16 protein-coding genes and 1 pseudogene are annotated in these 18,179 nt (G+C 37.4%); 5 read left to right on the forward strand and 12 right to left on the reverse strand.

Translation table 11 applies throughout. The features are described from left to right. Nucleotides 1-92 precede the first annotated feature (92 nt). A complete protein-coding gene (locus FDP09_RS16405) occupies nucleotides 93-1,247 on the forward strand; it encodes a helix-turn-helix domain-containing protein (protein WP_137403698.1) in 1,155 nt (384 codons plus the stop codon). A gap of 56 nt (nucleotides 1,248-1,303) precedes the next feature. Here the strand turns inward: FDP09_RS16405 and FDP09_RS16410 are convergent, their stop codons facing one another. Together FDP09_RS16410 and FDP09_RS16415 are read right to left on the reverse strand one after the other, a co-directional pair. Further along, entirely contained in the window at nucleotides 1,304-2,263 is a 960-nt protein-coding gene (locus FDP09_RS16410; protein ID WP_137403699.1) for a ThuA domain-containing protein, read from the reverse strand. Nucleotides 2,264-2,457: 194 nt separating this feature from the next. Beyond that, nucleotides 2,458-3,627, reverse strand: a complete 1,170-nt coding sequence (locus FDP09_RS16415; protein ID WP_137403700.1) for a mandelate racemase/muconate lactonizing enzyme family protein — start codon at nucleotides 3,625-3,627, stop codon at nucleotides 2,458-2,460. A gap of 275 nt (nucleotides 3,628-3,902) precedes the next feature. On the opposite strand from FDP09_RS16415, the gene FDP09_RS16420 reads away from it, so the two are divergent. Then, on the forward strand, nucleotides 3,903-5,153 hold the full coding sequence (locus tag FDP09_RS16420) for an MFS transporter (protein ID WP_229683538.1): 1,251 nt from the start codon (nucleotides 3,903-3,905) through the stop codon (nucleotides 5,151-5,153). A gap of 24 nt (nucleotides 5,154-5,177) precedes the next feature. Continuing rightward, nucleotides 5,178-5,828 (forward strand): bifunctional 4-hydroxy-2-oxoglutarate aldolase/2-dehydro-3-deoxy-phosphogluconate aldolase, encoded by a 651-nt coding sequence (locus tag FDP09_RS16425; protein ID WP_137403702.1) that lies wholly within the window; start codon nucleotides 5,178-5,180, stop codon nucleotides 5,826-5,828. Nucleotides 5,829-5,948: 120 nt separating this feature from the next. Here FDP09_RS16425 and FDP09_RS24305 read toward each other — a convergent pair. Then, nucleotides 5,949-6,104 (reverse strand): annotated as a pseudogene (locus tag FDP09_RS24305) (transposase); the annotation flags it as partial. 502 nt (nucleotides 6,105-6,606) lie between these two features. Between FDP09_RS24305 and FDP09_RS16435 the strand changes: the two are divergent. Continuing rightward, nucleotides 6,607-6,903 carry a helix-turn-helix domain-containing protein gene (locus FDP09_RS16435; protein WP_137403704.1) on the forward strand — a complete coding sequence of 99 codons (297 nt, stop codon included), beginning with the start codon at nucleotides 6,607-6,609 and terminating at the stop codon, nucleotides 6,901-6,903. Nucleotides 6,904-6,927: 24 nt separating this feature from the next. Here the strand turns inward: FDP09_RS16435 and FDP09_RS16440 are convergent, their stop codons facing one another. The 8 genes from FDP09_RS16440 to FDP09_RS16475 form a co-directional block, all read right to left on the reverse strand. Further along, a complete protein-coding gene (locus FDP09_RS16440) occupies nucleotides 6,928-8,046 on the reverse strand; it encodes a tyrosine-type recombinase/integrase (RefSeq protein WP_137403705.1) in 1,119 nt (372 codons plus the stop codon). Next, entirely contained in the window at nucleotides 8,012-8,404 is a 393-nt protein-coding gene (locus tag FDP09_RS16445; RefSeq protein ID WP_137403706.1) for a helix-turn-helix transcriptional regulator, read from the reverse strand. Before FDP09_RS16445 ends, FDP09_RS16440 begins: the two co-directional genes overlap by 35 nt. A gap of 476 nt (nucleotides 8,405-8,880) precedes the next feature. Next, a complete protein-coding gene (locus FDP09_RS16450) occupies nucleotides 8,881-9,798 on the reverse strand; it encodes a hypothetical protein (protein ID WP_137403707.1) in 918 nt (305 codons plus the stop codon). A gap of 70 nt (nucleotides 9,799-9,868) precedes the next feature. Beyond that, nucleotides 9,869-11,113, reverse strand: a complete 1,245-nt coding sequence (locus FDP09_RS16455) for a hypothetical protein (RefSeq protein ID WP_137403708.1) — start codon at nucleotides 11,111-11,113, stop codon at nucleotides 9,869-9,871. Beyond that, a complete protein-coding gene (locus FDP09_RS16460) occupies nucleotides 11,113-12,369 on the reverse strand; it encodes a hypothetical protein (protein WP_137403709.1) in 1,257 nt (418 codons plus the stop codon). Before FDP09_RS16460 ends, FDP09_RS16455 begins: the two co-directional genes overlap by 1 nt. 99 nt (nucleotides 12,370-12,468) lie before the next feature. Next, a complete protein-coding gene (locus FDP09_RS16465; protein ID WP_137403710.1) occupies nucleotides 12,469-14,316 on the reverse strand; it encodes a DUF3732 domain-containing protein in 1,848 nt (615 codons plus the stop codon). Then, entirely contained in the window at nucleotides 14,313-14,753 is a 441-nt protein-coding gene (locus FDP09_RS16470; protein ID WP_137403711.1) for a three component ABC system middle component, read from the reverse strand. Before FDP09_RS16470 ends, FDP09_RS16465 begins: the two co-directional genes overlap by 4 nt. Continuing rightward, entirely contained in the window at nucleotides 14,750-15,967 is a 1,218-nt protein-coding gene (locus FDP09_RS16475; RefSeq protein WP_137403712.1) for a hypothetical protein, read from the reverse strand. Before FDP09_RS16475 ends, FDP09_RS16470 begins: the two co-directional genes overlap by 4 nt. A gap of 388 nt (nucleotides 15,968-16,355) precedes the next feature. On the opposite strand from FDP09_RS16475, the gene FDP09_RS23845 reads away from it, so the two are divergent. After that, nucleotides 16,356-16,496 carry a hypothetical protein gene (locus tag FDP09_RS23845; protein WP_187328700.1) on the forward strand — a complete coding sequence of 47 codons (141 nt, stop codon included), beginning with the start codon at nucleotides 16,356-16,358 and terminating at the stop codon, nucleotides 16,494-16,496. Between the two features lie 482 nt (nucleotides 16,497-16,978). On the opposite strand, the gene FDP09_RS16480 is transcribed toward FDP09_RS23845, so the two are convergent. Continuing rightward, nucleotides 16,979-18,034, reverse strand: coding sequence for a PDDEXK nuclease domain-containing protein (locus tag FDP09_RS16480; protein WP_137403713.1), 1,056 nt, complete (start codon nucleotides 18,032-18,034; stop codon nucleotides 16,979-16,981). Nucleotides 18,035-18,179 lie beyond the last annotated feature (145 nt).

Genomic DNA, 18,179 nt, shown 5'->3' on the forward strand with positions numbered 1-18,179 from the left:
TACAGCGATAAAAAATTAACTTTAACGGTGCTTTAACGGTACCTATAACGGTTAATATCCACAGCTAATCAACTGATAAATGCTTTAAACCCATGAACCTTTCAAATGAGGCTAAACTTGAGATAGCCGAAAAGATCCTTAGGAGCGAAACATTCAAAAATGCTCCAACAAGTACCGCACTTTTGCGTTACCTTGTTCAGGCTGAACTAAAAGACCAGGTACTAAAGGAAAGTATCATTGACGTAGAATTTTTTGGAGGAGATCCCGGAAGCGAAAAAATCAATCCTCGTGTCAGGGTAAACATCTTCAACTTAAGAAAAAAACTGGCTGATTATTATAAAACGGAAGGCGCTGGTGATCAATTCATCATCTTACTGGAGAAAGGCCAATATCAACTAAAATACCAATCGGGGCCAAAGGCAAATAATGCTAAAAAAAGCTGGAAGCCATCATTGCACCAGGGTTTACTGCTGCTTTTGTCCTTAACTATTTGTGGCTTGCTTTTTTTCTTTTTGTCCAATACCAAACCAAAAGTGTGGAAAGGCTTTATTAACAATGGCCATGCTACCAATTTATATATCGGTGATGCCTTTGGCTACAGCGGGAAGACCATTTCCGGCCTTAACGGTTGGACGAGGGATTTCGACATTAACAGCTTGGATGATTACTATAAGATGCTGGAAGACAAGCCACAGTTAAAGCAATTGACCTCTCCTACAGACTACAATTACTCCACGCGAATGGCCGAAAATGCCACTCATGATTTGGCCAGGTTTTTTACTTTATTGAATACTGATTTTGTCATAAAATACGCCACCCATGCCTCATTTGTGGATATAAAAAAAGAAAACACCATATATATTGGTAGGTTAAAAGATCAAAAGAACTTTCTCTACCTATTCAATGAAGGGAATCGGGACTTCCAGATAATAGACAACCAAATTCATTTCTCAGGAAACGGCAACTTTTCGGACACTACCTTCATGACCAATATCGGCTATAAAGAAAATGACCTGGCACTGGTCTCCCGAATGCCCGGCCCAAATGACACTGAACAGTTCTTCTTTTTCTCCAATCACGATATTGGTGTAATGGCCACCGTGGAATATTTCACCAACCTTGACTCCTTGGAGTCCTTTACCCAAAAACACCTAATGGACAACACATATTTCACCGCAATATTCAAGGCCAAAGGCAAAGAAAGGACTAACTTAAGCTTAGAGGAAATTTTGGTGGTGCCTTTTTAAAGAATAGCCGGTTAAAGATCACTCCTACTTGCTTGCAACAATCACTTTCCATAAATTTATTCACTAAACGGGCGACTCGAAACCTTATCATGAGTCGGAAAATCTACAGGTACTTGCTGGGTAACTTCACCTGTGGCCGCCCACTCGGTGCCACGTAGAAGCGTAGTGATAAAACCTACCCCCTCCATTGACCTTTGGTCGTGTCCCAAGGTGGTGTGAAAAACCCTGCCATCTCCGTAAGAAAGGGCCATTAGCACTGGCTCATGACGGCCTTCTCCTCCTTCACGTGTCAGGTCTTCACCCGTGGCAAGCACGATCATGTTTTTGGCAGGTCCACGCATATGGGCATAGCACTCGTCGGGCGCCCCGAGCCATTGACGGGGTAGGTCTTTAGTGATCGCATGCTCCTCTCTGAGGGTTATCTGGAAAGAGTGGCGTTTTCCATGGCGACCTGCTGCGCCAGGGGAATGATCCTCTATCCGTTCACCCTCTTCGTTAAAGTACACATATGGGCCCCATTGTTCGTTCCTGCCGCCCCAGCCACCAATTCCAGTCATTTCATTATAGGCATCCCATCCGGGGAAACTATTATCAGCTGCATGAACAGACACAAAACCTCCCCCATTCTGCACGTATTCTTCAAAGGCTTGCTGGGTTTCCTCTGGCCAAGGGGCTGCTTTCCAACCAAAATTAGAGATGACCACATCATAATCTGAAAAGCGGGGAGCAAAATTGGGATCAGCTTTCGGCTCATCAAGGTGCTCACCCGAAACCACATCCACATGATCCAAATAAGCGGCTTGTGATTCCCCTTTCCACAAATATTTTGTACGGGCTACATCTACCAAAAACAACCCGGTATTCTCCAGATAGGTTTTCATCATTACAGTGGTCTTAGGCCAAGCCTGATGGTTATTTTGACCATCTACGATCAACACGTTGATTTTACCTGGTACTTGAAAAGCACTTGACACATGGGCCAATATCAATAAAACAAGACAAAGGGTATATTTCATGTTATATGGGAGTTAATTTGTCCAGTTAAACTTAAAAAAATAAAAAATACTTATCCCAATCTCTCCCGTTTTATAAACAGGGGTGATATACTTTTGAACATTTGACTTATTGGCTAAAAGGGATGGCATGATTGCTTCATTTTACCATAGTAGACACTTAAACCAAGTAGTTCACACAATAGTACAAGTCCCGCTTACCAATTGGTAAAACTTCCGTCCTTTCGTTTTAAATGAGGCACTTCCAAAAAACGAAACTCTTCCTCCTGCAGCAATGCTTCATTTACTTCCACCCCTAAACCGACGGTCTCGGGAACCTCATACCGGTTTTTCTTTAATAATGGTTGTTGTGTATAAATCCTTGGATCATTGGTCCCCATTTGTTCAGCCTGGGTATTGATTTCTTCCAGCCAATTAAAATTGGTACACGAGGCCGCCAAGTGAATAGAAGCGGCTGTACAAATCGGCCCTAGGGGGTTGTGAGGCATTAGGTCTATATAATGCGCCTCCGCCATGGCCGCCACTTTTTTGGACTCTGTCAGCCCTCCGACGTTACACACATCCAACCTGATAAACTGGGTCAAATTGCTTTCGATATAGGGCAGAAACTGCCATTTACTGCTAAATTCCTCCCCTATGGCAAAAGGAACATTGATCAACTGTCTAAGTGACTGATAGGCTTGTGGGCTTTCATCCCTAATGGGCTCTTCAATAAAATCCAATGTGCCGGTTGGCATTTTATGGATGAATGATGCCGTCTCAGGTACCGACAACCTATGGTGGTAATCAATACCAATCACCACATTGCTGCCTACTTTTTTCCTTAGCGCTGACACCCATTCCGATAGCTCGCCAATGGATTCCCTTGGCTCAAAAGTCCGCCCATCCTCAGAACTTTCATACTCTGCTGGTGCCAACCGAAGCACCTTCCAACCAACTTTCAATAAAATATCCGCTTTTTCAAACAATTCGTCACGGGATTTAAACCGCAAGGACGCAAAACACTCCACATGCTCTCTTTGCTTGCCTCCCAAAAGCTCGAAAACCGGAATTTGTAAAAGCTTCCCCTTGATATCGTATAACGCTAGGTCGATTGCTGAGATAGCCGCGGCCAATACCCTTCCACCTTCAAAATACTGGCTTCTGTACATCTCCTGCCATGCGGCCTCTATTCGTAAAGGATCTTTCCCTACAAGAAATTCCCTGTAATGGTTTATGGCTCCAATGACAGCTTGCTCTCGTGTGGATAGGCCAGAGGCTCCCCAACCATACACGCCATTGGTCAATTCGATTTTTGCCAAAAGTTGGTTTCCACTACCAATTTTCACTGGGTAGCAAATGATATTCTCGATTTTCACGCTTTTCATGGCTCCGTCTCTTTTTTGATAAAAGTGCATAAAATGTACTGATACCACTAATACAGATTGTCATTTCTGTCTCACTTATCGTTAAAGTAATAAAATCCAAACTAGACAAAAACTCAACACACCACACCTCATCCGGCATAAACAGGGTTTTAAACGCTTAGCTACGCATCTTTGAACATATGTGGCAAAAGGATCACTCCGGATCACCTAACTTACTCTTTCATTACAATTCAACAATGCCCCATTATTCCAAAAAACGATACAGGATATTGGCTATGGTTTTCATTACCGTAGTGATCAACTACCTGGACAGAAGTAATATTTCTGTTGCTGCTTTTGCCATTGCTGAGGACCTCGACATTACGTCCGTTCAGATGGGCTATATTTTTTCTGCATTTGCGGTTACCTATTCGGCCATGCAGATCCCAGGTGGCATCATTGTCGATTATATAAAACCAAGAGTACTCTATCCTAGCATCCTTACCTTGTGGTCACTGGCTACATTGGTGCAGGGATTTTTGAGCTCTCTTGGTGGGTTTATAGCCAGCCGGGCAGCGATCGGGGTTTTTGAATCCCCTTCATATCCGGAAAACAATAAAATAATCACGAAATGGTTTCCTGAAAATGAAAGGGCCACCGCCATTGCCATCTACACATCAGGGCAATTTATTGGCCTTGCCTTTTTGACTCCAGCACTGGTACTAATACAGGATAAGCTCGGTTGGCGGGGCCTGTTTATCATATCAGGGATCATCGGTATAGTTTGGGCCATTGTGTGGTTTTTCTTTTATAAAGACCCTCCAGAACAAGCCCCAAATGATACAGAAAAACCAGCTACTACTGAGAACAAAAGTGAAGAAAACGACATCACCCCGATAAACCCCTCATTTAAGTGGGACGACCTTAAAGAAGCTTTTATCCACAGGAAATTATGGGGAGTATATATCGGTCAGTTTTGCTTGGGCTCCCTATTTATTTTCTTCCTTACATGGTTTCCCACTTACTTGGTAAAATACCGGGGCTTGGATTTCATAGAGTCCGGTTTTCTGGCTTCTATTCCGTTTTTGGCAGCTTTTGCAGGGGTGCTAATATCAGGATTTTCGTCAGACTTCATGGTTAAAAAGGGCTTTTCCAATGAGTTTTCCAGAAAAGCTCCCATTATTTTGGGAATGGTGCTTTCTACTGGAATTATTGCTGCCAATTTCACGGATAACACCGCTTGGGTCATCACGTTCTTGGCCATAGCATTTTTTGGAAATGGCCTGGCCTCTATTTCTTGGGTATTTATATCACTACTCTCTCCCAAAAACCTGATCGGGTTAATTGGGGGCGTATTCAACTTCATTGGTGGCTCATCTGCCGCATTGACTCCGATAATTATAGGCTACTTGGTAGAAGATGGAGATTTCGAACCTGCCCTCTATTTTATAGGTTCCATGGCAACTGTGGGCTTTTTAAGTTATTTATTTCTAGTAGGAAAAGTCGAGAGGATCAAACCGAAACTATCCTCTTCAGACTTGAACTAATAAACAACCTAAACACGTTAAAAGATGGAAAAAGAGTTTTCAGAAGAGAATTTCAAACGTTCGCCCATTATAGGAATATTAAGAGGGTATACCTTGGATGACACCCTTCGGATAGCAGAAGTATTTCAAAAATCCGGTTTGACCACATTAGAAATCACCTTAAATACGCCCAATGCACTGGAAATCATATCCAAGACCAAACAGCATTTTGGTTCTGGATTAAACATTGGTGCAGGCACGGTCTGCAATGTCGATGACGTGAACAATGCCCATCAGGCCGGTGCTCAGTTTATGGTCGCCCCGATCACGGATAAGGAAGTTATTGCCCATTGTTCATCTATCAACATCCCTATATTCCCAGGGGCACTGACTCCTACTGAAATCTACCAAGCATGGGCTGGTGGCGCCCGGATGGTCAAGCTTTTTCCCGGAGGGACCTTCTCCCCCAGCTTCATCAAGGATGTCTTGGCCCCACTTGACCAAATCGAAATAATGCCCACTGGTGGAGTGACCTATGAAAACATGGAGGAGTTTTACCAAGCCGGCGCCAAGGCTTTCGGAATGGGAAACAACCTTTTTCATCCCGACCTTATCAAAAGGAAAGAATGGCAGCTCCTTCTCGACCATTTCGTCAAACACAAAAAATTAATAGAAAATCTACAAAATCAATTTTAACCGATGATTTTAATTATCAATGAACTACCCCGACGCCAAGCGATCGAGGTATCACAATAATGCTAATTGATTTGTATATGAAATTTTGTTTTTCTAATTTCCTTGATTCTTTTCGTAAGCCTAAATCACTTCTTCAATAGCACATTGACTAACTATTTCGATGTAAAATCCATTTGTCCAAAATTTCTCACCCCACAACTTAGCCTTGAGTTTGAGAAACCTCTTGAAAAATTCTTTTGCCATAATACTTTTCAACATCGTTATCATCTTTGAAACTGAATAACTCGGACCACTTTAAACTAAAAAATGAACAAGGTCCGGTTCGTGCCGTATCTCCACAAAATGCACATCATAGTGCTCCGAAAAATCCAAACAGATTTTCTTTAAACCTGACCTCTTTTATCACTGATTTCCTGTACTTCAATGAAAAAACCAGATGATATTACAATAGTGACTAATGATCTCCTATTTCTCAAAAGGATTAAACCATAAACAATAGCTTTATTGATAAGGCAATTGTTTTTCTTATATTAGTATCACCAAATAGCATAAAAACACCTCAAATTTATTGGGACCTATTCGGTGACCCTACTTTTCGAAATTGGTATAAATAATTAAAAATCAATCGATTGAAGATAAAGGTGATAATCCCGCCACTCCCCAATAAATTTTAGTTCTGACATTTTTTTGACCCTACTACGGTTGTACTGGTGAATTTCAAAATGAATAAAAAACTAATATTAATCATTGGTTAATATGGCTAAACTAAATTCAAAACATGGAATTCAACCTACAATCCTTTAAAGAAATGGCCAGGCAACTGGATGCCTTGAATAGAAAGATAGACCAGCTAGTGGATCAAACGCATTCTGAATATGGCAGCGAGGTCATGTCGATTGATGAGGCAGCCAAGTTTTTAAAGCTTACCAAATCGACCCTTTACAAAAAGACATCATTGAATGAAATTCCCTTTTGCAAAACAGGAAAAGTCATCGTCTTTTTCAAGAAAGATTTGGTAGAGTGGTTAAAAGACCATCGTGTCAAAGCATTGGGTAGTTTCATCCTCCAAAAATAAGTAGCACCAAAAATTTAAGCTGGTTCATATTCCCAGGTCAGGAATACGCTCGACAGCCTCACGTTTACGTTCATCGACTACCTTTGCATAAATTTGAGTGGTCTTGACGTTTCTGTGGTTAAGTAATTTTGATGCCGTATAGATATCCGTACCTAAGGACAATTGCAGCGTAGCAAAGGTATGTCTGAAACAATGAAAGGTAATTTTCTTTGTGATGCCTGCCCTCATTATCCAGTCCGATAGTTTACTATTGGTCCACATCGAATATTTCAGTCCATCAAAGATCCTTGACTCAGGGTCAATGATCAACGGCTTGATTATTTCGATGGCCTGTCTTGATATATTCAATGTTTGGGATCTATTGGTTTTAGCATGTCTGATGTTAATATAATAACCAGTAACCTGAGAAAAGTGGAACTGACTCCAGGTCAAATCAATTAGATCGCTCCACCTAAGTCCCGTAAGTGCTGAAAAAATGGAAGCCTCTCGAAGTTTGGGAACCTCACAAGGTGTCTTGTTGAGTTCCTCAAGGGTCAAATATTCCCTGACCGATTCTTCCTGTTTCAGTCCATCTACCTTTAATCGAAAGTTTTCGGTTAGGTAATCCCTTTTGTACGCCTCTTCCAAAACCAACATAAATTTCCCATAATAGGATGCCTTACTATTTGTGGACAATTTCCTGGTCCTGCTTTTTAGGCTGGTACAGTTGTTCAGATAATACTTATAATCCTCACAGAATGCCCGGTCAATGTCCCTGTTACTACAGGTACCGTTGGTATAAAGCTTGAAATATTTAAAGGCCGCTTGCCAGTTTGCATGGGTGCTGTCACTGGTCCATTTATTTCGCACCATCTTTTTAAAAAATTCCAAGAGGTCCATTTCTTCCAGGCCACTGTTGAGGAATTCAAAACGCTGTGCATGCACATCCAATTGACGGGATGCCTGAATGGCTTCTGCCTGCATCATTGTTTCCTTGTTATGTTGCCTTTCCAAAACATTCTTTGGCCTTTCGATCAAATACATTTTCAGGGATTCCCTCCTTGTCTTTTTAAGCGTTTTTGGGTTTTTTATAGGCGGGTAAAAGTCCAGGTATAGACTTACCTTGCCCTTACTGATCTTCCTTTTTCTGAGATGTACTTTCATTGCAATTATTATTGAAAATTAAGTCCAGATTTTTCCTGTAAATAATGGTTCTTCTACCCAGCTTTTTGGCTGGGACCACACCTGACTTTATCAATCTATAAAGCGACATTCTACTGATTCCAAGAAGTTTACAAGTATCATTTATACTAAGAAAACTCTTCTCTTCAAGCTTCTTTATTGGCAGCTGAGATTGTTTTATAGCTTCAATATTGGATTGTTGGATCTTTTCATCCTTTTTCCGTTTTTTATAGGCCTTTTTTGCACATATATCTCCACAATACTTGGTAACTGTAGTCTTGGCAGTAAACTCTCTTCCACACTGGTAGCATATTCGTTGAATTCTAATTTTCGAGCTCATATCCAAATTTTACTTTCGTAGTATTTTCCTGTATCTCATAATACAATTATGTATAATAATGTATTGGCATGTATCAGTATGTATCATAATCTCCCCCATTTTGTATAATGGGTCAATCACCTGATTATGCGGTACAAATACGCAATGAATACGATACAAAAGTATCAAAAAACCGGAAACAAAAACAAATAAAAAAAGATGTAATATTTAATTTTACACCCTTTTAATTTCGTATTTTAGTATTTATTTAGATTTATTTTCTGCATTTATTTACCGATACAGTATATATTAAATAGTTGAATACCTGGTATTTAATGCAATTAAAGTTGTACTATAGTTGTACAATGCCGCTTAATTTATTGTGAATAATCTCGTCTATAATTTCTCCTGTAATTTCGCCCTTTTAAAAGTGACCTATTTTAGTAAGCCGAATTGTTGTTTACTACTACTTGGCTTTTTTTTATGCACTGCTTCTTTTATTTCTTGTCCTTGCTTCGATTTTCAAATAATTTGTCCGTATAAGAGTAGTGTATATTTTGTCCTGAAATCCCTTCATTCAGTTCCCTTATCTTCTGTTTTATATGTTCTTCTGTTTTTGTTTCGAAATCAAAGTCACTAAGAATTAGTAATTTGTTGTATTGTTCTTTAAGCCACTTGAATTTTTCAAAAACTTCTGGCTTTTCAAAACTTGAATCAAGTCCGTTAATGATAACTTTACGAACTTTACTTATTGGTTCGGTTAATAACTCAGGTGTCATTTCTGTCCAACTTTCGATTACTTGGTAGTAAATTAATTGATGAAAACCTACACAACCATCATCAAATCTATCTAAATACTGGTGGTATGGGTACCTGTTTCTCTTTCGTTCAAGCGGGTAGTTCAACTCTTTCAATAATTTGTCTGACAGTACGATCCTTGGATATTTAGCACTTCTTGTTTCGAGCATAAATGCGTCAATTAATCCTTGTCCGAATACTGTTCCATTGTCAATATGAATTATATTTCCAAGTGTCAGACCACCGCGAAATAAAATACCTTTTTCTAAAAGTACAGTTCCAATATAGGCTAGATTAACAATTAAAGTTGAAGCCATTTCATTTATGTTTTGGTCAACTTGAATTGAAACTACGATACTGTCAGAAAATGATGTGGTATTTGTTTTCCCACGCAGGTCAAAATTGCTTAAATCCTTATACTGCGCACTCTCTTCAATTTCTACAAATTTCAAGTCCCACTTCTCTGACTTTTCCCAATCTTTTAAATACTCAAGAACAGAATAAATTAACTCGATTTTCGAAGAGTCTATTTCAGATTGTTTTACTATTTCCTTAAATCCAAGAATATCGATAAATGCAATTAATCTGAGTTCATAGTTTAGTGGTGTATTTTTCAATTTGTTTCAGTTTTTCAGGGTGTTGTTTTAGCCTCATTATTGCTGATATGCACTGGGCTTTTCTCATATTCTAATACAGAGCTAAGTTCTTATTTTTATATGTGATTACTTCTTCAAAATCAACTACTTTTTTAAACAAGATTAATTCAAGTTTTAACATAAGATCTTTGATTAGTTTCAATAGTTCTGGCCGAAGTTTAATATTATGAATGGTTAGGTGAATTTCACTTTCTTTATTGTGTACCACTGTATTTCGTAGCTTATAAATTAGGGTTAGTAGTGCATTATAGGAAGCATTTATGTTGTTTGTATCAATGGTTTTAGATTCATTTGGATATAGCATGTCCTCAACCGTAGATTTCAAGGTAGCATTACTAGATAATTTACCCTTAAACCAATTACCTAAATCAGTTTCATTGGTTTTAAAAACAGTTTTGAAGTTTGATTTATCAAAGTCATCATATTTAGCCAAGCTGGTCATTTCTCTTAGAAAGAGATTTTGATTTGAACTATTGACTTGAATTTTCACTAAAAGAGTTCTGGTAATCAAGTACTCTATTACCTGATATAATTTCAAATACTTGACAAGTATATCATTTGCGTGATGATATTCATCTATTACATCATAAACTTCAAAAAATTGAGTAAAATCATTTGTTGATGAGTTGACTGATGATATTAAAGATAAGTCCATTCTATAATCATGAATTACATCTGAAGGAAAAAGTGTTTTATATCCTTTCAATAAATAAAGAAAATAGCTTTTTGAATAAAGTTTGACAAAATCTTTATTAGTTGAATTGAATACTGCAATAACAGTGTTTTTAGCTCCAGAGAGAACTTTACGAAAGAAAACGGAAAATTCTTCTTGAGTAATAGTACTGCTGCCATAATACAGAATGACCTCTCGTAATTTTCTCTCTATGGAATCCTTTTCAATTTGTGGTATTTTATATATGGAGTCGTTTTCAATATACTTGATTGGTATAATTGCACCGATTGGAGAAGATAGTACAAAGTTCCGAATCCGAAATTTTGTTTCTTTTTTTTTAGACAAGTACGATATCTCAACACTATTTAAAGATATATAAGTGGAAATGTTATCATTCAAATTGATTGAAACGTCTAGCGTTAAACCTTCAACACTGTTAATAATAGAAGTGACGACATTGTTTGCAGGTGCTTTAGTTCTAACATTATTAATTAATACGCTTAAAATGTCTGTTTCATAAGACAGTTCCAAGTCCGCATCAAAAACTTCCAATTTTACAGCTAGCCTTTTTAAAAAGTCTTTTGCACATTGTTCAATACTCATTATTTTTTCATTTCGTGATTAAACAATGACATCCAATTCGGGCTTCCCTTTTTAAGTTTATGAATCGTATAATTCATAATGACTGTACGTATAAGATTTCCAATATTTACAGATCTCCCACTGAGGCTGTCGTATTCAGCATTAAACTTTGCAAGATTTAATTCAGTGGGTAAGGTTGATTTTAACTCCTCAAAGGATTCAAGTATTTTATTTTCTATATCACCATCTTCATTAGATGAATTTAAATTTAGATGAACCCCAACACCCGCAAATATCCCATTCAACGTGGTATCTTTACCAAACCATGAGACTCCCTCTTTACCATACGTGCGGTTTATCTCAGTGTCTATAGCATACAACTTTTCAAGTAATTTTTTAATAAATTCACTATTGAAAATTATTTCAGTATACTGAAGTGAAATTCCTTCATCATTCTCATTAATTAGATCATAACGATATATTATGTCACTGCTTATTCTTTGGGGCTTAGCAAGAACTAATGACATTAGAGAAGTAATTATCGAAGAAAACAAATACTCACCCGGTTTTCTTTCCCCTCTTTTAATTGAGTTAAAATCTTGTTCTTTCTCTCGAACTACTCTTATGTCAGTGAGCTTACCATTTAAGGATTTCCATAAATTCAAAAATAAAATCTCAAACTGATGTTGTGTTGATACAGCCTTATGACCAGCATTTAGAACTAACATCTTCTTTACTAATTCAGGTTCAGAAAGATTAGACCAGATAGTAAAGTATAAAGTATAGGACGAATATTTTTCTTCAAAATCAATAACAGTTTTCCCTTCTGGAAAGTTAGATTTAAAGAATTTGGAATCAACAATTCCGTTTTCAAAGAACTGAGGATAGAATGATTTGATTCCTAAAATAGTATCCTTTAAGTTTTCGTATCTCTCTGTTTTAATTTTGGTATATATTTTCCAAAATGCCCAAAGTCTATAAGTTCGTTGGAGACCATCAAGAATATCTAATTTGTTGTCAGTCAGATTTACATGACTAGACTTCTCTATTTTTGAAAGAGGCTCATGGTAAGCAAGAGTGATATTTGGTAATGGTTCTCCAAGTTCGATTGTAAAAAGCAAGCCATCTAAATATCTGTTTTTTACAATTTTTCTTTGGACCTCAAAATTGAAATTGTCATCGACAAGAGATTCTACATATTCTAGCAGGTTAAGCTCAGCAAGTAGCCAATACTTTCCCTTGCCAAAATCTTTCTCTCTAAGTATTTTAAATTTCATTTATTCTTATTTCCTTCTTTTCTAATGCTTTACAACGTTCCGTGTATGGTGTCGTAGCATCCCGAAGGGTGCCATGGAACAGATTGTTAGGGCTTGTTCTTATTCAAGATATGATTTTGGAATCAATGCATTACCGTCATGGAATACTTCAACGATATTTATGTTTTTTAAACCAGACACCGTGTCAATAGGAATATGCTCTAAAACAATCATCTGAAAATTTCCATTATTACTCATTCTTGTACTTATAAATCTATCCAGTAACTCAAAAGCTTTTTTGATTTTGTAGTCATCGCTATCAGGGTCATCCGTCTTTCTCTTACCGTTCGTACCGTAATATGGCCTACTGGGCTGGTCTATGATTAGGAATGGAGCAACAAATGGTGACTGGTTTTGAAATATAACTTCATGCATTGCAAGTGAGAAAAACAAGTGAAGAAACATATGATTAGAACTGCTACCAACATTTTCTATGTAGGAGGTCTTTGGCTTCCGTAACAGCAATGTTTTGTTTTTATAGTCAAATACAGGTTGGTAGGTTGAGTAATTTGCTAGTGATTTATCGGACTCCAGTATGTACTCACTTATAATTTCTTCAGCCAACTTAATTGTTAACTCCCTTTTTTCTTCAGTATTTACAATTATCAACCGCTCTATTTCCTCTTCTAAAGCTTTAATTTCTTCATCATATGATGTTTTGACAGATGAAGAGTCTGTTGAAAATATTTCAAGTTTTGATTTCATTTGACCTAAGAAGAAATACTTTTCTTTTTCACTATTAAAGCTTCTATTGTCTTTAGGAAGTAGATCTAATTTAGATTTTATTATTTCGAGTTCTGATTCTAAATCCTTAACGTTATCGTTAACCTGTCTGTCAATAGGAGTATTTGTTCGATATGCCTGGCGAATAGTTGTTAAGTCCTTAGTGTAAGAAGTTACAAGCTGTTCAAAAATGGAGGTTTTTAAAATTTCAGAATCTTTTTCTCGTAGAAACTCAATCGGCTTAAGACTGTCACTGAGATTCTTAATAGAACTTTTGTACCTATTGTACTCAGAGGAAAATCTTTTTAGGTTTCGGATTTTTCTTTGCAGTGAATAAAAAGATGATTCCAATTTTTCTCTTTCTGAACCTGGTGTTGATTCGGCTTCAAATCCCTCAATTGCTTTATTGATCTCAACTATTACCTCATCAGTTTTAGCATTATCCCTTATAACGTTATATTCTTTGGCTTTTCGTAAAACTTCGACACGCTCTTGATTAAAGTCTGTAGCTTTTGATGTTGTCGCTTTGTTCTTTCTAATAAACTTGGCTAATTGTTTTTCTAGGTCGGCTTTTTTCTCGCTTTTAAGAATATTTTCAACGGTTTCTATACCTAGGGCAAGATCGAAGATGCGAGGAAGTGCCTCTTTATATCTAAGCTCATTTTGTTTGTCAAAAAACACACCTTCATCATTTTCAATAATATTACCAGATATCGTATTAAACATTAAAAAGTACCGAAGTGAAACCTTAGTGCCTGCCTTTATATAATTACTGCCAAAACTAATTGGGAATTTCGCGTCTCTATCTATGTTGAATTCAGTTTCTAAAATAGCTTTTATGGCGCTTGATGTGTTATTTGAATCTAATTTAGGTGGTATCTCACCGAAAGAAGAAAAATAATAATTGTCAGAAACTTTGCCTTCAATAAGTGCTTTGCGTGCTATAGTATAAGTTTTATCATTCACAGAAATGTTTATGCCGTACCACAAAACATTTTCGTTTATCATACTTTCTGAAATCCGAGACTTGCTTGAAAAGAAACAGTAATCTATAATTTCAAGAATCGCACTTTTTCCAGTATGGCTCCCACCTGTTATTATATTGACTTTGTTTGGTTCGAAATTAACCTCTCTGATTTTACCATTCTTGAGCCACAAGACGATTTTATTTATATGAAAATTCATAGTTGAACTCTTAAGTTTAAAAATAGGTTTTTATCGCTTCCTGAAAGTAATGCTGAAACATTATTGGAAGCTTGGAATATCTTTTTCGCTCTAGTCCCCATTTTTGTATCATATTCTAATGACTTTGTCTTTAATAGAACGCCTTCATCATGCCGCGCATAACCCATTTCAGTTAAGTATTGGATTGATGAAAATGAAAGAGTTAATGCATCATAATATCTAGCATTGAAGTTAGAAAAAAAGCTCGTTTTCTCAGATATTAATTTTTCAATACTTTGTACTTTAGTAGTCGTTCTAGCTAAGTAATACAAACTCTCAGTATGAGTGATTAAAGGCATTATTAAAGTTGCCTTAGCTATGGATAAATCATCGCTATTACTAAGTACTGCACCTATGGCTGTGACGCCCACGCCAATATTGTTATAGTCTACTTTCATTTTTTATGCTTTTCCCAGTCATTTCTCCAACCAATTACTGGTTCGTCTGAGAGTGAATAAAACTTCCCGTTACATAAATCAACTTCAAGATCTTGCCCCGCCAGTTTAAGTTTTTCTTTTAAGACAGTTCGAAGAACTTCAATACCCTTCTTATTGTACTCTTCTTCTGCAATGTTTCCGACATGCTGCATGCGAAATTCAGTATCCCATAAATTGATAGCATTGCTTTTAAAACGCTCCAATTCTAAATCTGTCACATTGCCTTCGAGCTTCCAATCATTAAGATTGGTCAAGAGTTTAAGTTTATATGTAGTTAACTTGATTATGTGTTCAAAGTCACCACTTTGTACAAAACCAACTTCCAATAATTGTTTTATGAAAACCTGTTTTTCCAAATTGTCAGGAAGTACTCCTTTGTATTCTTGAATATCCAAAAATCCATTTCGATACATGTCGAATAGTCGTCTATATCTCTTATACAATTCATTAAACGTAATTTCAATTTTAACACCCTCTTTAACTTTTAGGAAGTTGTCTGATCTGAGGCTTGAATCTATAGTTTTAAATGCTTTGTCAATTTTTTCTTGAGGAATCATTTTCCCCTTTATAGCATCTTTACATTTGATAATGATATCATCATCATCTAAATGGAAAAAAGTGTTCAGTAAAAATTGTTTTAAAACGCGTTGGTCCAGATCTAATACATCTTTGATGTAACCTTTTAAACCTGGGTTGTTAGTGCTTTTTTCCAAAGATTGGAAATAGGTACGGACATTATTTTCATTCTTTGTTCCACTTTGAAGTTGATTAATTATGGTAACAACATTATTTGATTTATTAGAAGATTTATTACTTGCTAAAACAAAGCTTGTCTTTTCAATTAAGTTAAGCTGAGCTTGTGTTGTACCTCTGCCATCTTTTGTATCACTTATAACTTTCGACCAGTTAGAGAATGTTTTCCACATGTCTAAATCTGAAGTAGTCAGATTTGTCGAAGACCCTTTAGTATTTTTCTTAATGGTGTGCTTTAACTGATATAGGATTTGATGATTATTACCCAATTCAGTGTGCACATCATCTTTAACTTCCAATCCAACAGATTCATTCGGCTGTAGCAATAAAACCCTCCACAGGAAGAAATAATATTGGTAATCAAAACCAATTGATTTTGATTCTGCAGCAGTTTTTTCGGTATGTGATTTATTGTTACTCATAGTACTTCATTGGTGCAGATCGGTGTTTTTTGAATGAGCCCTAACTAGTTTATAGATACACCCAAAGTATACATGTTTTTCACCACTTGATATATATGTGCACGTCTAGTCGTGTTTATTTACGTTCAATGATCATCAAGGAAACATTTGATTTTTTGTATGTTCTTTGACGCTTATACATATTGACCTCGGTAGTCCGATTTCTTTTTGTGGCTTAACGACTTCCTATTAAAACAAGGATTGGTCCTTCCCTCAATTGATTGAGTCATAAGGAAAGGCCTGAGCGTATAAGTGACAACTGCCTTATTTTTTTCGGAAGACCGCTTGGTTGTGATAGTATATCGGAATTTAGCTTTTTCCAGGAAAGGGGATTTGACAGGTTTTCTAATTGAAAAATACCTTTGATCTACTGGTGTTTTCTTACTCCACCGAGCAGCTGTCGAATGATACTGGATATAGATATAGGGAGGAGCAGAATGAAAATACCTTTCCCAAAAAGCATCATGGCGATGCCAAAACGGTTTTTTAGCAATAGAGAGTAGTAGCATATTCAAAAACTTAAAAGTTAATGATGCATTAAATTAGAATTTTTTTTCGATTTAAAAAATTAGTTGGATGGCAGTCTTTGAGCGGTTGTAGGTTATTTTATACCAAAAACAGGGTTACATTGGCTTGTTATTGCGTATAAAGTACTTGGTTTAATAGTCCCCCCAGTAGGGTAAGAATTAAGTTGTGACTACTGAATATTGATTATTAGATTAACCTCTTGTGCTAGTTAAAGATTCAGGAAGAACTAATTCATTACGTGTCTTTTGTGCTGCCTCTATTTTCTTGTCCAGCTGGACCAATTTGGCGTGGACTGCTTTTAAGTCAATCTACTCTTCTTCTTCAGCCGTACTTACATATCTGGAAATATTAAGATTGTAGCCCTTTTGCTCAATCTCCTCTTTTCAAATTCAGGAAAGCGTATCTCCGGCATCAGTTTTGTTTTCCACAGAATTAATCAAGCTATCACTCATCTTCTTTATTCAGTTTGTTCTGGGCGATTTCCATGGCCCTGTGCAGCTTTTGCTCCAGGACTTTCATCGGTGGCAGGTGCACCAGGTATTCGGCCACTTTGATATTTCCTTTGTCCAGTTGCAGCAGCTCGATATGTTCCTGATTTTTGGAGGCACAGAGGATCAGGCCTATCGGTGGGTTTTCCCCTTCTACCGTTTCATGTTTTTCCAGCCAGCGAAGGTACAGCTCCATTTGTCCTTTGTACTCTGCCTTGAAGTGGCCTAGTTTTAGATCAATGGCCACAAGGCTTTTTAGCCTGCGATGGTAAAAGAGCAGGTCGATATAATAATCCACTTGATCTATTCCGATTCTCTTTTGCCGAGCCAAAAACGCAAAATCAGAGCCCAGTTCTCCGATGAATTTTTGGAGTTCATTCAGAATTGAATCTTCCAGGTCTTTTTCGGAGTAAGTGTCACTCAATCCCAAAAAATCCAGAAAATACGGATCTCTGAATATCAAATCCGGATTGACGGAATCCTGATTTTTTAATTCCCCTAAGGTGGTTTTGATGGTTTCTTCCGGTTTCTTGCTGATTGCCGTGCGTTCATACAGCATGGAGTCGATCTTCTCCTGAAGGCTGCGCACGCTCCATTTTTCCAGTTTGCAGATTTCTACATAAAACATGCGCTTTACCTCGCTGTCCATAGGAATGATCAGCCGGATGTGTGACCAGGTCAATTGTGAACACAGTGTGTGCACAATTTCTGCGTCTGGAAAAGCCTCGGCAAAACGCAGGCAATAATGAATCTGACGCTTGCTCCATCCCTTTCCGTACTCTTGTTCTAGCTGTACGGACAATGAGTTGATGATTTCTTTCCCGTATTCCGCCCGTTGATGATGCAGGACTTCTTCATGAAGTCGCTTGCCTACCTTCCAGTAAAGCAGACTTATTGCTGCATTTACGGTGTGAGCTACTTGCCTACGGCTTTGATCGATCAGCTGCTTGATCTCCCCAAATAGCGGATCGGTACTGCCTTGGCTATTCGATACTTCGTTACTTTTTCTCATAAGCTGCTAGTCCTGATATTTCACGGCTTTCGGCCAGTTTTTTTATTGGGGTACCAAGTCATTCATCAATATTGCCTTCCTGCATCTTTGTCCTTGTCCATCCGTATGCATACTGAAGAATACAGTCTGAAATCTTTATCATAAC

The sequence above is a fragment of the Echinicola rosea genome (assembly GCF_005281475.1).
Taxonomy (GTDB): Bacteria; Bacteroidota; Bacteroidia; order Cytophagales; family Cyclobacteriaceae; genus Echinicola; species Echinicola rosea.

Bases quoted from the DNA above. Each gene is read 5' to 3' on its own strand.
- FDP09_RS16405 (WP_137403698.1), top strand. From the start codon at position 93: ATGAACCTTTCAAATGAGGCTAAACTTGAGATAGCCGAAAAGATCCTT.
- FDP09_RS16410 (WP_137403699.1), bottom strand. From the start codon at position 2,263: ATGAAATATACCCTTTGTCTTGTTTTATTGATATTGGCCCATGTGTCA.
- FDP09_RS16415 (WP_137403700.1), bottom strand. From the start codon at position 3,627: ATGAAAAGCGTGAAAATCGAGAATATCATTTGCTACCCAGTGAAAATT.
- FDP09_RS16420 (WP_229683538.1), top strand. From the start codon at position 3,903: ATGGTTTTCATTACCGTAGTGATCAACTACCTGGACAGAAGTAATATT.
- FDP09_RS16425 (WP_137403702.1), top strand. From the start codon at position 5,178: ATGGAAAAAGAGTTTTCAGAAGAGAATTTCAAACGTTCGCCCATTATA.
- FDP09_RS16435 (WP_137403704.1), top strand. From the start codon at position 6,607: ATGGAATTCAACCTACAATCCTTTAAAGAAATGGCCAGGCAACTGGAT.
- FDP09_RS16440 (WP_137403705.1), bottom strand. From the start codon at position 8,046: ATGAAAGTACATCTCAGAAAAAGGAAGATCAGTAAGGGCAAGGTAAGT.
- FDP09_RS16445 (WP_137403706.1), bottom strand. From the start codon at position 8,404: ATGAGCTCGAAAATTAGAATTCAACGAATATGCTACCAGTGTGGAAGA.
- FDP09_RS16455 (WP_137403708.1), bottom strand. From the start codon at position 11,113: ATGAGTATTGAACAATGTGCAAAAGACTTTTTAAAAAGGCTAGCTGTA.
- FDP09_RS16460 (WP_137403709.1), bottom strand. From the start codon at position 12,369: ATGAAATTTAAAATACTTAGAGAGAAAGATTTTGGCAAGGGAAAGTAT.
- FDP09_RS16465 (WP_137403710.1), bottom strand. From the start codon at position 14,316: ATGAATTTTCATATAAATAAAATCGTCTTGTGGCTCAAGAATGGTAAA.
- FDP09_RS16470 (WP_137403711.1), bottom strand. From the start codon at position 14,753: ATGAAAGTAGACTATAACAATATTGGCGTGGGCGTCACAGCCATAGGT.
- FDP09_RS16475 (WP_137403712.1), bottom strand. From the start codon at position 15,967: ATGAGTAACAATAAATCACATACCGAAAAAACTGCTGCAGAATCAAAA.
- FDP09_RS16480 (WP_137403713.1), bottom strand. From the start codon at position 18,034: ATGAGAAAAAGTAACGAAGTATCGAATAGCCAAGGCAGTACCGATCCG.